This is a genomic window from Pseudomonas fluorescens, from assembly GCF_902497855.1.
GTDB lineage: Bacteria > Pseudomonadota > Gammaproteobacteria > Pseudomonadales > Pseudomonadaceae > Aquipseudomonas > Aquipseudomonas fluorescens_BI.
Map to the genome: position 1 here is coordinate 1 of NZ_CABVHU010000004.1, position 12,221 is coordinate 12,221.

The following is a 12,221-nucleotide window of genomic DNA, read 5'->3' on the forward strand; positions in this document are numbered from 1 at the left end:
TATGGTAATACTTATCTCATACAGACGTGTAATGCATAGTACTGAGTATGAAAGTTATAGTGCAGATCAGATTAACATGATTGTAGTTACAGAACTAGACTAATCTCATACAACTGTGAAGAACATCAATTAAATCTGTATTATTATTTTTTATACAGTAATCTGATTTATTTCATTTTATTTTTTTTTTTTTTTTAATGATACGGCGACCACCGAGATCTACACCTCTCTATTCGTCGGCAGCGTCAGAGTTGTATAAGAGACAGCCTGTATCTTGTCATGTTATGTGATGGAGATTTTAGTAGTTGTTTTGGTGGTGATAAAAAGTTCCATCTAAAGATGGGTGTGTTCACAATCCGCTGTTTAGCAGTTTGAGATAGTCGGGACTTTCGGAAATTGAATTATGCCCGACACCTGGTATGACCCGTATCGTTGCCACGCCGTCGGCGAAGTGTCGGTAAAGCCGCTCGGTACTGGAACGCGGTATCACTTCGTCGTGCTCGGCCGCGATCAATAACGTCGGCACCTTGATGCGAGCGGCGTATTTCCAGGAGTCGAAGCTGTCCTTGAGCAGCCATTTCACGGGAAAGATCGGGTACAGCCGGGCCCCGAGTTCTTCGAGACTGTTGTAAGGCGTGATCAGCACCAGGCGCGCCGCCGGCCGTTGGCTGGCGAGGCGCACGGCGACCCCCGAGCCCAGGCTGCGACCGACCACGGCGATATGGGGATGCGTGGCGTAGACCTGGTCGAACAGGGCCACGGCATCGCGCTGGATCGCCTCTTCGGAGGGCGAGCCGGAACTGCCACCGTAGCCTCGGTAGTGCATCAGGTAGAGCGCATGATCGGGGAAGGCCCGGGCGAACCCGGGCAGGCTGCGGGACACGTCCTCGGCATTGCCGCCAAAATAGATCAACGCCTTGGCGCCGTCCCGGGGGCGCACGGTGACCAGCACCTGCGCGTCGTCGACCGACAAGGTGAGCAGCGCTGCCGAAGCGTCGAGGGCGCGTGGTTGCGGGAAATAGATAAGCGCGCGCTGGAACACGAACAGCGCCACACAGAGCACCAGGTACAGCGCTGCGACGATGACGACGAGTGACACCAGGATGCGCGACATTCGGCTAACGTTAGTGGGCGGCATTGACTGCTCTGGGCCTGAAGGCTGCTATCGCCTGATAGCGCTCAGAGTGTAGTCGATCGACAGTGGACGCACCGGAGGGCCCCCATGCCCATCGTTCTGAAGTGGCTCGACGTACGGCCAGCCGAAAGAACGGCGCTGATGTTGGGTTTTGCCTTTCATTTCTGCGTACTCGCCAGCTACTACCTGGTGCGCCCGTTGCGCGATGCCCTGGGGTTGGAGGGTGGCGCCGACAAACTGCAGTGGCTGTTCACCGCCACGTTCGTGGTGATGCTAATGATGGTGCCGCTGTTCGGCGCGCTGGTGTCGCGGTTGCCGGCCATCCGCTTCGTGCCGTTGATCTATCGCCTGATCGCCTTGTCGATGCTGGTGTTTGGCGGCTTGATCGCCAATCACGTCGCGCCGGTCGCGGTAGGGCGGGTGTTTTTCGTCTGGATCAGTATTTATAACCTGTTCATTGTCAGCATCTTCTGGAGCGTGCTGGTGGACCGCTTTTCCAGTGAACAGGGGCGGCGCCTGTTCGGCTTCATAGCGGCTGGCGGCACCCTGGGCACCTTCATCGGGCCTTTGCTGGCCGCGACCATGGCCACGCGCCTGGGCCCGGTGGCGTTGACCCTCGCGGCGGCGCTGCTGCTGGAAGCCGCGGTGCGCTGCTATCGGGCGTTGTTGTCCCGCACGCAATCGCAGTCCGGCAGCCGCCTGCTGGATGATCGGCGCCTGGGCGGCAGCATGCTGGCAGGCATCACCCTGATCGTGCGCTCGCGCTATCTGTTGGGGCTGGTGCTGTTCATGCTGTTGCACACCAGCGCCGCGACCCTGCTGTATTTCGAACAGGGCCGGATCGTCGCCGGTCGCTATGCTGATGTGGCCAGCAGGACGCAATTTTTCGCCGTGGTCGATTTGATTGTGTCGGCATTGACCCTGATTTTTCAGCTGTTGCTGACGGCGCCGTTGATTCGTCTGATTGGCGTCGGCGGGGCGCTGGCCGCCTTGCCGCTGGCGACGATCGTGGCGTTCAGCGCCATGGCCCTGGCACCCGTGCCGACCACCGTCGCCCTGGCACAGGGGTTGCGCCGTGCGGTGGAGTTCGCCATCGTCCGGCCGGCCCGCGAAGTGCTGTGGACCGTGGTGAGCCGGGAGGAAAAGTACAAGGCCAAGAATGTCATCGAAACCCTGGTGTATCGCGGAGGCGATGCCGCCAGTGGCTGGCTGTCCGCCGGATTGACGGCACTGGGCGCCGGGTTCGGCCTGGTGGCGCTGGTGATCGTGCCGTTTGCCGGGCTGTGGGGCGGGTTATGCCTGTGGTTGGCCAGGCAGCAACAGCAAAAGGCTGACAGCAAACATGTGGAAGGACCATTCCATGAGCCAAACTGATGGGTATACGCGTCGACAACTACTCACGTTGGCCGCCGGTGCTTCGGTGGTCTTCACCTTCGATCCGGCCTTCGCAGCGTCCCCGCCGTCGAAGGAAACAGGAGGCAAGAACATGCTGACCCGAGCCATCCCCTCCAGCAACGAGCCGTTGCCCGTCGTTGGCCTGGGCACTTATCGCGGCTTCGATGTCGCGCCTTCGGACCCTGCCTACAAGGACCTGCCCGCGGTGCTCAGTGCGTTGTTCCATAAGGGCGGCACGGTGGTCGACAGCTCGCCGATGTATGGCCGCGCCGAACAGACCACCGGTGAATTGCTGTCGATCCACCGGCCGCGCTCGCCAGCCTTCCTGGCCACCAAGGTCTGGACCCGCGGCCGCGAAGAAGGCATCGCGCAGATGGAAGAGTCTTTCAAATTGTTACAGACCGATCGCATCGATCTGATGCAGATCCACAACCTGCTGGACTGGAAAACCCACCTGCCGACCTTGCGCAAATGGAAGGAAGAAGGGCGCATTCGCTACATCGGCATCACCCATTACACGGCGTCGGCGTATGACGAGGTGGAGGCGGTGCTCAAGGCCGAACAGCTGGATTTCCTGCAGATCAACTATGCCCTGGATGATCGCGGCGTGGAGAAACGGCTGCTGCCGCTGTGCCGGGAGCGCGGCGTGGCGGTGATCTGCAATCGACCCTTCGGGGGTGGTGGCCTGATCGCACGCTTGAAAGGCAAGCCGCTACCGGGCTGGGCCGCGCAAGTGGGGGTCAGCGGTTGGCCGCAACTGGCGCTCAAGTTCCTGCTGGCGCACCCGGCGGTGACCTGTGTCATTCCAGGGACGGGCAACCCGCGCTACATGACGGAAAACGCCGGTGCCGGGTTTGGTCCGATGCTGACCGGGGCGCAGCGCGAGCAGTTGATCGATCTGGTTGGGTAGGTGGATCGTTACCCGGCCTTGGTCCATTTGATCAGATTGTTGCGCAGCGTCACGACTGCCTTCTGCATGTCCATGAACTCCTCCGGCGTCAGCCCGGTGGCGTCGGACAGGCCCAGTTCCGGGCGGCCTTCGCGTAGCTGTCGACCTTCCTTCGTCAGGCTGACCCGCACCTGGCGCTCGTCCTCGGGATCGCGCTGGCGGTGCAGATAACCCATCGCTTCGAGCTTCTTCAGGATCGGCGTCAGGGTGTTCGATTCCAGAAACAGCTTTTCGCCCAGGCTGCCCACGGTCTGGTCGTCTTGTTCCCATAGCGCGACGATGGTGATGTATTGCGTGTAGGTCAGCCCCAGCTGCTCGAGAATCGGCTTGTAGGCCTTGCCGAACGCCAGGTTGGTGGAATAGACCGCAAAACACAGGAAGTCGGAGAGCTTCGGGTTGGCGGGGGCCGTCTTGTCGGTGGTTTTCATGTGCATCCTCGTTGGCCGCGACACGTGGCTGGCAAAAACCTGAATATACCTCGTATGCGATTCTATCGGAATGGTGCCAGCTTGCGGGTTGCGACCGGTTCGCCGGTGAAGGCGAACCGGTCACAGGATGGATCACGCCGTCAGGGCATTAATGACCACATCGATATTGCCTCGGGTCGCCTTCGAGTACGGGCAGATCTGGTCGGCGGCGTGCGCCAGTTCCGTTGCGACGTCCTGGGTCAGGCCCGGCACGCGCAGCGTCAAGCGTGCCTGGAGGAAATAGGCCGCACCGGTCTGGCCCAGATCGACCTCGATAATCACCGCCAGATTGGACGGGAGCGTCACCTTCATGTTTTTCGCCGCCAGCTCGACGGCGGCGGTGTAGCAGGCCGACCATGCGCCGGCGAACAGCTGCTCGGCGGTCGGGTGCGGCACGATGGCGGTGAACTCGTGAGACAGTTTGGCGTTACCGGGCGACGACAGCTGGATGTCGAGGCCATGGGCAGAGTTGCCGGCGTCGCTGAACGTCGTGTGGGTTTTGCCTGTCGCCAGTACTTTTTCGATCTTGTTCATGGATGAGTCCTCATTGTCTGGATGGTTTTTATGATCGCATGCGTTTTAAGCGTATGCGATATATATGGCGTATCGAAGCTGTCGATCGATATCAACGTCGCGCGGTGGATCATGCCGTGAGGACGTTCAGGGCCACGTCAATATTACCCCGCGTCGCCTTGGAGTACGGGCAAATCTGGTCGGCGGTGTGTGCCAGCCTGGTGGCGACATCGTGCGCCAGACCCGGCACGCGCAAGGTCAGTCGAGCCTGGAGGAAGTAGGCCGGACCGGTCTGGCCCAGGTCGACTTCGATGTCGACGGACAGGTCAGAGGGCAGCACCACGTTCATCTCACCGGCTACCAGCCCGACGGCGGCGGTGTAGCAGGCGGACCAGGCGCCGGCGAACAGTTGCTCGGCAGTCGGGTGCGGCTGGGTGGCGGCGAACACGTGGGCCGGTTTCGCGTTGCCGGGGGTCGACAGGGTGATGTCGAGGCTGCCGTCATGGCCGCGCGAGGTGAGGCCAGCTTCGCTGACGGTGGTGTGGGTTTTGCCGGTGGCCAGGACTTTTTCGATCTTGCTCATGGGGTGAATCCTCAGGGGCTGGAGAGTTGTGATTTATTAATCGTGTACGTTTGTATCGTATGCGATGTAAATAATACTCGCGCAGCCAGCGATCGAAGTCAAGCGCTCGTCGGGGGGCTCCCCGACGAGTGGTCGGGCTTCAGGCGGGGTAACGGTGGTGTATCAAGTGCGGGAAGGAAAAGCAGCGGGGCGGCCGTTGGACCGCACCGCTGTGTATGCAGTGAGCCGGGGTACTGACCGCTTTCACCCCAATAGCCGCGAGATCAGCGTTCCGGCAGATTCCAGCGTGTACGCAGGTGCTGATATTGCGTCTCGGGCATTTGTATCAGCAGCGGCGACTGGCGCGGATCCAGCCAACCGAACAAACGGGAAATATCCGCTTGATCCATGGCGGTACAGCCAAGCGTCGGCGAGGAGGGGGCCCGCCAGATATGGAAGAAGATGCACGAGCCCAAGGCGGGGGATGCCGGCGAGTTGTGCTCGATGACAATGCCTTGGCGATACGTGTCATCGTCACGTCGCATGCGTTCGGAACTGTTCCAGTCCCTGGCTGTTGTCGCCCCGTCGACCAGCTCGTTGTAATGTTTGGAGTGGCTGTCATCCACGCATTCGCTGGTCGGGGTTAACGCCAGGTAAGGCAGCTGGGTGTTGGCCGCGCTGTCGTAGCCGAACGCCGTTCCCAGCTTGAATATCCCGGCCGGCGCTTTTCCATCGCCTTCGCGTTTGACCGGGCCTTCGCCTTGCTCGACGCTGGCCGCAAGACCCTTGCCCCAGGCCAGCCCGTTCTTACCCAGAACCACCGGAAAGGGATCGGCGTATTTCTCAAAGGTGGACCCGCGTCGAACATAGCGCTGGGCGGTGCCCTGGATGTCAGTCCAGTTTTTGCTGGTGACCACTATCAGCTGTTGGCTCGTATCGAGAAGGTTGCTTGCCTGCAGCGGCGTGATGGGGAAATCCATGACGTCCTTGCGCGGACCCGCCCCACTGTAGGTGAAGTGCCACCACTCCTTGTCGTACCCGGAAAACCCTTCCTGTTCCATGGTCCGGCTAAGTAGCTGGCGATTTTTCCGGGCGTCGGCGTTGATCAACGAAGTGTCGGTGTGCGCGCGCTCATCGAAGCAGTCGTAACCGGTGCCCATGTCGAGTGCGCCGTCACGCCAACGCTGGCCGTAGGGCGCCGTGCAATCAACTTGCGCGGCCGCGGGCGACCAGGTTTCAGCCGGGAGCGCCTGCGGACCGGTCAAGGTCAGGTCCACGGTCGAGCCTCGGGAGTGATTGGATACGCGGGCCACATAACCCAGGCGCCAGAAGTCCTGTTTGTCTACGCGCGGATAGAATTCGGCTTTGCGCGGGTCACCCGGCTCTGTGGCGAAGCGCCCCATGTCGGCAACCGCACGGCCGGGTCGATAACAGTCGAATACCTTCAACCCATAGCCCTGAGCCCGCAGTGCCTTTTGTACCCGGGCGAGGGCCTGGGCCGCATCCCGCGTCAGCAGGCACTGCGCCGCGGTGTAACCGTCGAGCGGGTGCCCGGTGAAGTTGTGGGCGCTGGCATAGCGGATGTCCTGCTGGATGCCCGGATCGATCGAACGCAGATACACCATGTCCTCGGGGCGTGATTGCGCAGCGGCCATGGCGGCTGCGAAAACGCTCAGGCACAGGATCCAGCGTGGCCATGAGCCTGCGCGCAGCTTCCCCGGACGCTGCACAAATGGCCTGGAGAAAGACGCGGATATGACTCGGCACACAAGGCGCATGCAATGCCTCCGATGATGCGGGCTGCTGCTGGTGGTGTAGGAGCAAGCTTGCTCGCGATAGACGTTAACGATAACGCGTTTCCCCTGAATAAACGCGTCGCCTTTGAGACCATCGCGAGCAAGCTCGCTCCTACAAGCCGCCGTCCACGCTACGAGGCCAGCGCAGCAGGTTACTTTCACGCAGCGCCTCAGGCAGTAAAGCATCAGGAAACCCCTGGTAGCACACCGGGCGCAAGAAACGCTCGATGGACGTCATGCCCACCGACGTGAAGCGACTGTCCGATGAAGCCGGAAACGGTCCGCCATGAACGGTGGCAAAGGTGACTTCCTGCGGATGGGCGAAGGCGTTGACGACGATGCGTCCGGTGCGCCGTTCCAACACCGGCAGCAGGCGCTGGGCCAGTTGCAGGTCACTGTCCTCGAGGTGCAGGGCGGCGCTGAGCTGGCCGCGCAGCGAGCGCGCGACAGCCAGCATTTCATCCGCGTCCCTGACCTTCACCAGCAGTGCGCAGGGGCCGAACACTTCCTGGGCCAGCGTGGGGTCGCGCAGGAAAATGGCGCCGTCGACCTCGAGCAATGCCGATCGGCCGTCAAGCAGCGCATTCACTGCGTAGCCTTCGGCGATGCGACGGGCCCCGGCGTTTTCCATGGCGGTGAGCCCGCTGACATAGGATGCATGGATCCCCGGCGTCAGCATGGGCCGTGCCGCTGCTTCGCCCACGCGCTTGACCATGGCGCTGCGCAGCGCTTCAAAGCCCATTCCTTCGATGGCAATCAGCAGGGCAGGCTTGAGGCAGGCTTGCCCGACATTGACCAGCATGCGTTCGATAAAACCATCACCGATCCGGTCGCCACGTTCAGCCAATGCATCGGGGAGGATGAACGTGGGGTTGACGCTGGTCATTTCGGTAAACACCGGAATCGGTTCGGGGCGTTGCTGCGCCCGACGGTACAACGCCATGCCGCCTTGCTCGGAGCCGGTGAAGGTCACCGCCTTGATCAGGGGGTGATCGACCAGGGCTTCGCCGATCGCATTGCCGTTGCCACGCACCATCGAGAACACGCCTTCGGGCAGCCCGTTGTCCTGCACGGCCTTGCGGATGGCTCGGGCCTGGATTTCCGAGGCGCCAGGGTGAGCGTTATGCGCCTTGACGATGACGGTCGCGCCGGCCGCCAGGGCCGAAGCGGTATCGCCCCCGGCGACCGAATAGGAAATGGGAAAGTTGCTGGCACCGAAAACGGCCACCGGGCCGATCGCGATCTTCTGCAGGCGATGGTCCATGCGCGGGCGTGGCTGGCGATCAGGTTGTGCCGGGTCGATGGCCAGCTGCAGGAAGCGGCCTTGGCGCACGACCTCGGCGAACTGGCGGAACTGGGTGGCGGCTTTTGCCGCCTCGCCCTCAAGCTGGGCGGCAGGCAGACTGGTTTCCAGCGCCGCCCGCGCAGCAAGCTCCTGGCGAACGGCGTCGAGGTTGTCGGCGATGCTGTCGAGGAAGGTCGCACGGCGGGCGAGCGAGGTGTGGCTGTAACTATCAAAGGCCTCGTCGGCGAGTCTTGCAGCCTGGTCAACCTCGGCCACGCCACCCAAGGCGAATTCCGGTTCGATCAACTGGTGGGTGGCGGGATTGAGCGCCTTCATCGTCCCCTCGGTGGGCGGGACGTCGGTTGCGCCGATCAGCAGGGTTCCTGTCAATTTCATGGGGTTACTCCTGCGATGCCAGGGCGGCGATGAGTTCGTCCGTGGCCACAATGGCATGGGCGAACGTCGGGCCATTGAGTTCATGGGCGGCGTGCATCATTTCCGGCTTGAACGCGGCGGTCGCATCACGCACCAGGGTGACGTGGTAGCCGAGCTCGGACGCATAACGGGCGGTTGCCTCAATGCAGGTATTGGCCAGCAGGCCCACGATGATCACGTGGGTGATGCCTTTTTGCTTGAGGCGAAAATCCAGGTCGGTGTTGGCAAAACCACTGGAACCCCAATGCTCCTGAACCACGATATCGCCGTCCCTGGGTGCGAAGTCGGGGTGCCATTCGCCACCCCATTCGCCGCGTGCGAAGTGGTGCATGTGCATGACCTTGCACTGGGTCGGGCTCGGATGATCCCAGTTTTCGTAGTCGCCTTGTTCCCAACGGCGGTGCGGTACGATGACCACCGGAATGTCCCGGGCGCGGACCGCACGGTCGAGGGCGCGCAGGTTGTCGAGCAGGCCGACTTGCGTGGCGATCGGTGCAATCAGGGGATAGACCTTGCCGCCTTCCGACAGGAAATCGTTGTAGGGATCGACTAGCAGGTAAGCGGTTCTGTCGAGTGGATAGTTGGCTTTGGACATGGCGACGTTCTCCAGGGATTTTCGGTGGCCGGTGCCGTGGAGTTGCCATGGCACGCTGTAGATATGATAATCATAGTGACATTGAAAGAGGCAAGTCCATATGTCGGCAAACCCAGGCACTTCACAATCCTTGTGCCCGATTTCAAGGGCCGAGGACATCGTGGGCGACCGCTGGACCGTGCTGGTCCTGCGCGAGCTGTTCATGGGCAGTCATCGCTTCGACGAGATCCAGGCGCAGACCGCAGGCACCCCGCAAATGGTCGCCACGCGCCTGAAAAACATGGAGGCTGATGGCCTCGTCACGCGGCGCCCTTACAACGAGCGGCCACTGCGCTACGAATACCACCTCACCGCGAAAGGCGAGGCCTTCTACTCAGTGGTGCTGGCGCTGCGCGCCTGGGGCGAAACCTGGTGCAAGTCGCCCGAGGAGGGGCTGGCGGTGCGTTATACCCATCAAACCTGCGGCCAGCCTGCCGGGCTCGGGCCGCTGTGCGAGCACTGTGGCGAGCCTTTGCGTCGTGGCGAACTGATCAGCGAGCACAGCGAAGCGTATGCCGCCGAACGAACAGCACGGCGCGCAGCCTTCAAGGGCAATCGTGGGTCGGACTCGGTCTGAATGTCCCGCCGTTAGAGTGATCGGACTGCTCCAGGTATCTTTTAAAGAGATTACTCTGATCATTTTAATTCGCTTCTGAAGATTGCTTCTTCGCGAGTACTGTCCGCCCATCTGAAGAAAAGAAGGGCAGATATGAATAGTGTGAAACCAACCATCGCCAGTGAACCAGCATTGCGACCAGCCTCCGCAGGGTGGAGCACCCTGGCCGGTTTTTGCGCCAGTCTGGTGGGTATCGGCCTGGCGCGATTTGCCTATACGCCGTTGCTCCCGGCCATTATCGGCGCGCAATGGTTTGCCCCTTCGAAGGCCGCTTACCTGGGCGCCGCCAACCTCGCGGGCTACCTGGCCGGGGCGATTTTCGGTCGGTCCATGGCGGCCAGGACGTCAACGGCGTTTACCCTCCGGGCGATGATGTTGCTGGCAAGCCTGGCGTTTTTTGCCTGCGCCTGGCCTGTGTCCTTCGCGTGGTTCTTCGCCTGGCGCTTTCTTTCCGGTACGGCCGGTGGTGCGCTGATGGTGCTGGCCGCGCCCACTGTCCTGGCGCATGTGCCTGCCTCCCGACGAGGACTGGCAGGCGGGGTCATTTTCATGGGCGTGGGTGTGGGCATCGCGGCCTCCGGCACCCTGGTCCCGCTCTTGCTTGAACAGGGCCTGCGGCAAACCTGGCTTGGTCTTGGGCTGATTTGTCTGGTGTTGACGGCCATTGCCTGGCGCGGATGGCCAACGGAGCACGCGCCTGCGGCCACCTCCACGCAGCACCGTCGACCGGCGGCCAACGGCACACTCAAGGCGCTGTACATCGAGTACGCACTCAACGCAGCGGGTTGGGTGCCGCACATGATTTTTCTGGTGGATTTCGTTGCCCGGGGCATGGGCCAGGGCCTGCAGGTCGGCGCCCAGTACTGGGTGCTGTTTGGCATCGGCGCCACGGTCGGTCCTCTGCTGGCGGGCGTATTGGCCGACCGGATCGGCTTCGGCCGCGCCTTGCGCGTGTCTTTCATCATCGAGGCCATCAGCGTCGCCGTACCGGCCCTCGGCCTCGGGAGCATCTGGCTGATGATCTCCAGCGTGGTCGTCGGCGCCTTTGTCACCGGTACCGTGCCACTGGTGCTGGGCCGGGTGCACGAAATACTGGCCAGGCATCCCGCCCAACAGAGTTCCGCCTGGCAAACGGCTACGGTCGGTTTTGCCTTGTTCCAGGCGGTGGCGGCCTATGGCTTGTCGTTTCTGTTCTCGTACAGCGGGGGCAATTACAATGTGCTGTTCATTATCGGCACGTCGGCTATGTTGCTGGCCTTTGTCATCGATGTCGTTGCGGTCAGGAAAACCAATGGCCTATAACGGAGCGTCTCTTCACGTGAGTTATGCCGAGCGCAATCTTGCCTATTGGCGCCGTCGCTTCATCGCGCAAACCCGATGCACTGCCAGCAGCACCTGATCGGGCTATGACGCCAGGGGCATTGGTGCAGCGGCGGCACCGTCCAGGCGAACGCTCTGCAGAAAGGTGCTTAACGCACTGGAAAAATAGCCATCGAGGCGTCGGACAAACACCGTCTCCACGGCGGCGAGTTCTGGCGCGATTTCATGCGCGGCAACCAAGCCCTCGCGCACGGCGTTCGCCACCACGCCTCGGGGCAACAGCGTGACCCCGACTCCGGCGGACACGCAGGCGATGATGGCGTCGATCGAGCCAAACTCCAGCGGCTCGGGGGCCTGGATACCCAGGCTGGCCAGCAGGGAATCCAGGCGCTGTCGGTAAGAGCAGCCGATGCGAAAAACCACGGTCTTCAAGGTGTCGATGCCAGCGACAGCCTCCAGGCTGTGAATTGCCGGGGAGGTGACCAGTACCAGCTCTTCGCGAAACACCAGTTCGCTGTGCAGTTGCGGATGGTTGACCGGGCCCGCGACGAACGCCCCTTCCAGCCTGGAGTCGATGACCGCTTGAATCAGGCTGCAGGTGGTGCCTGTGCGCACCACCGGTCGGACCTCAGGGTAAGCCTTGGCAAATTTTGCGATCAGCTGCGGCAGGCGCAGCGCCAGCGTGGTCTCCAGCGTACCGATCTCTAGCACACCGTTCGGCTGCCCATCGTCGCGCGCGGCGCAAGACGCATCCAGCAACAGCTTCGAAAGCCGTGCGGCGAAGGGCAGCAGGCGGCGTCCCGCGGGTGTGACCTGAACGCCCCTGGCGCTGCGCTGAAACAGCGTCACACCGAGCTCGTCCTCCAGTGAGCGAATCCTCGCGGACACGTTGGACTGCACGGTATTCAGCTCGGTGGCCGCCTTGTTCATGCTGCCATGGCGTGCCACCGCATCCACCACCTTGAGATCCGTTACATCCATCGCGTTCACCTATCTCAAGAACCAATAACTAATCATCAAAAAGACGCTTTCGAGAGATTAGTTTTCAAGGGCGATGAAGGCAAGCAGTTAAGTCGAATTGCGGTGCGCCAGATTCATCAAAACAGATCATACG

The 12,221-nt window shown here is 61.7% G+C and carries 12 protein-coding genes; 4 read left to right on the plus strand and 8 right to left on the minus strand.

What is annotated here, in order from left to right; genetic code table 11:
- Positions 1 to 349: 349 nt before the first annotated feature.
- Complete coding sequence (locus tag F8N96_RS09810) at positions 350 to 1,138, minus strand: alpha/beta hydrolase (protein ID WP_150797619.1); 789 nt, start codon at positions 1,136 to 1,138, stop codon at positions 350 to 352.
- 84 nt (positions 1,139 to 1,222) lie between these two features.
- Between F8N96_RS09810 and F8N96_RS09815 the strand changes: the two genes are divergently transcribed.
- Both F8N96_RS09815 and F8N96_RS09820 read left to right on the plus strand, forming a co-directional pair.
- Complete coding sequence (locus F8N96_RS09815; RefSeq protein ID WP_150797620.1) at positions 1,223 to 2,509, plus strand: NTP/NDP exchange transporter; 1,287 nt, start codon at positions 1,223 to 1,225, stop codon at positions 2,507 to 2,509.
- Positions 2,496 to 3,440, plus strand: a complete 945-nt coding sequence (locus F8N96_RS09820) for an aldo/keto reductase (protein WP_150797621.1) — start codon at positions 2,496 to 2,498, stop codon at positions 3,438 to 3,440. The genes F8N96_RS09815 and F8N96_RS09820 overlap by 14 nt, the downstream gene beginning before the upstream one ends.
- Before the next feature lie 8 nt (positions 3,441 to 3,448).
- On the opposite strand, the gene F8N96_RS09825 is transcribed toward F8N96_RS09820, so the two are convergent.
- The 6 genes from F8N96_RS09825 to F8N96_RS09850 all read right to left on the minus strand — a co-directional run bounded on the left by F8N96_RS09825 (position 3,449) and on the right by F8N96_RS09850 (position 9,132).
- Positions 3,449 to 3,907 carry a MarR family winged helix-turn-helix transcriptional regulator gene (locus tag F8N96_RS09825; RefSeq protein WP_150797622.1) on the minus strand — a complete coding sequence of 153 codons (459 nt, stop codon included), beginning with the start codon at positions 3,905 to 3,907 and terminating at the stop codon, positions 3,449 to 3,451.
- A gap of 132 nt (positions 3,908 to 4,039) precedes the next feature.
- Entirely contained in the window at positions 4,040 to 4,480 is a 441-nt protein-coding gene (locus F8N96_RS09830; protein WP_150797623.1) for an Ohr family peroxiredoxin, read from the minus strand.
- A 109-nt stretch (positions 4,481 to 4,589) separates the two neighbouring features.
- Entirely contained in the window at positions 4,590 to 5,042 is a 453-nt protein-coding gene (locus tag F8N96_RS09835) for an Ohr family peroxiredoxin (RefSeq protein WP_150797624.1), read from the minus strand.
- 263 nt (positions 5,043 to 5,305) lie between these two features.
- Positions 5,306 to 6,676 carry a M15 family metallopeptidase gene (locus F8N96_RS09840; protein WP_412071809.1) on the minus strand — a complete coding sequence of 457 codons (1,371 nt, stop codon included), beginning with the start codon at positions 6,674 to 6,676 and terminating at the stop codon, positions 5,306 to 5,308.
- A 253-nt stretch (positions 6,677 to 6,929) separates the two neighbouring features.
- A complete protein-coding gene (locus tag F8N96_RS09845) occupies positions 6,930 to 8,498 on the minus strand; it encodes an aldehyde dehydrogenase (NADP(+)) (RefSeq protein ID WP_150797626.1) in 1,569 nt (522 codons plus the stop codon).
- A 4-nt stretch (positions 8,499 to 8,502) separates the two neighbouring features.
- Positions 8,503 to 9,132 carry an isochorismatase family cysteine hydrolase gene (locus F8N96_RS09850; RefSeq protein WP_150797627.1) on the minus strand — a complete coding sequence of 210 codons (630 nt, stop codon included), beginning with the start codon at positions 9,130 to 9,132 and terminating at the stop codon, positions 8,503 to 8,505.
- Positions 9,133 to 9,232: 100 nt separating this feature from the next.
- Here F8N96_RS09850 and F8N96_RS09855 point away from each other — a divergent pair, with 100 nt between their 5' ends.
- Both F8N96_RS09855 and F8N96_RS09860 read left to right on the plus strand, forming a co-directional pair.
- Complete coding sequence (locus F8N96_RS09855) at positions 9,233 to 9,748, plus strand: winged helix-turn-helix transcriptional regulator (RefSeq protein WP_150797628.1); 516 nt, start codon at positions 9,233 to 9,235, stop codon at positions 9,746 to 9,748.
- A gap of 132 nt (positions 9,749 to 9,880) precedes the next feature.
- Positions 9,881 to 11,089 (plus strand): YbfB/YjiJ family MFS transporter, encoded by a 1,209-nt coding sequence (locus F8N96_RS09860; RefSeq protein WP_150797629.1) that lies wholly within the window; start codon positions 9,881 to 9,883, stop codon positions 11,087 to 11,089.
- 102 nt (positions 11,090 to 11,191) lie between these two features.
- On the opposite strand, the gene F8N96_RS09865 is transcribed toward F8N96_RS09860, so the two are convergent.
- Entirely contained in the window at positions 11,192 to 12,088 is an 897-nt protein-coding gene (locus F8N96_RS09865; RefSeq protein WP_150797630.1) for a LysR family transcriptional regulator, read from the minus strand.
- Positions 12,089 to 12,221: the final 133 nt, after the last annotated feature.

Bases quoted from the DNA above. Each gene is read 5' to 3' on its own strand.
- F8N96_RS09810 (WP_150797619.1), bottom strand. From the start codon at position 1,138: ATGCCGCCCACTAACGTTAGCCGAATGTCGCGCATCCTGGTGTCACTC.
- F8N96_RS09815 (WP_150797620.1), top strand. From the start codon at position 1,223: ATGCCCATCGTTCTGAAGTGGCTCGACGTACGGCCAGCCGAAAGAACG.
- F8N96_RS09820 (WP_150797621.1), top strand. From the start codon at position 2,496: ATGAGCCAAACTGATGGGTATACGCGTCGACAACTACTCACGTTGGCC.
- F8N96_RS09825 (WP_150797622.1), bottom strand. From the start codon at position 3,907: ATGAAAACCACCGACAAGACGGCCCCCGCCAACCCGAAGCTCTCCGAC.
- F8N96_RS09830 (WP_150797623.1), bottom strand. From the start codon at position 4,480: ATGAACAAGATCGAAAAAGTACTGGCGACAGGCAAAACCCACACGACG.
- F8N96_RS09835 (WP_150797624.1), bottom strand. From the start codon at position 5,042: ATGAGCAAGATCGAAAAAGTCCTGGCCACCGGCAAAACCCACACCACC.
- F8N96_RS09840 (WP_412071809.1), bottom strand. From the start codon at position 6,676: ATGGCCGCTGCGCAATCACGCCCCGAGGACATGGTGTATCTGCGTTCG.
- F8N96_RS09845 (WP_150797626.1), bottom strand. From the start codon at position 8,498: ATGAAATTGACAGGAACCCTGCTGATCGGCGCAACCGACGTCCCGCCC.
- F8N96_RS09850 (WP_150797627.1), bottom strand. From the start codon at position 9,132: ATGTCCAAAGCCAACTATCCACTCGACAGAACCGCTTACCTGCTAGTC.
- F8N96_RS09855 (WP_150797628.1), top strand. From the start codon at position 9,233: ATGTCGGCAAACCCAGGCACTTCACAATCCTTGTGCCCGATTTCAAGG.
- F8N96_RS09860 (WP_150797629.1), top strand. From the start codon at position 9,881: ATGAATAGTGTGAAACCAACCATCGCCAGTGAACCAGCATTGCGACCA.
- F8N96_RS09865 (WP_150797630.1), bottom strand. From the start codon at position 12,088: ATGGATGTAACGGATCTCAAGGTGGTGGATGCGGTGGCACGCCATGGC.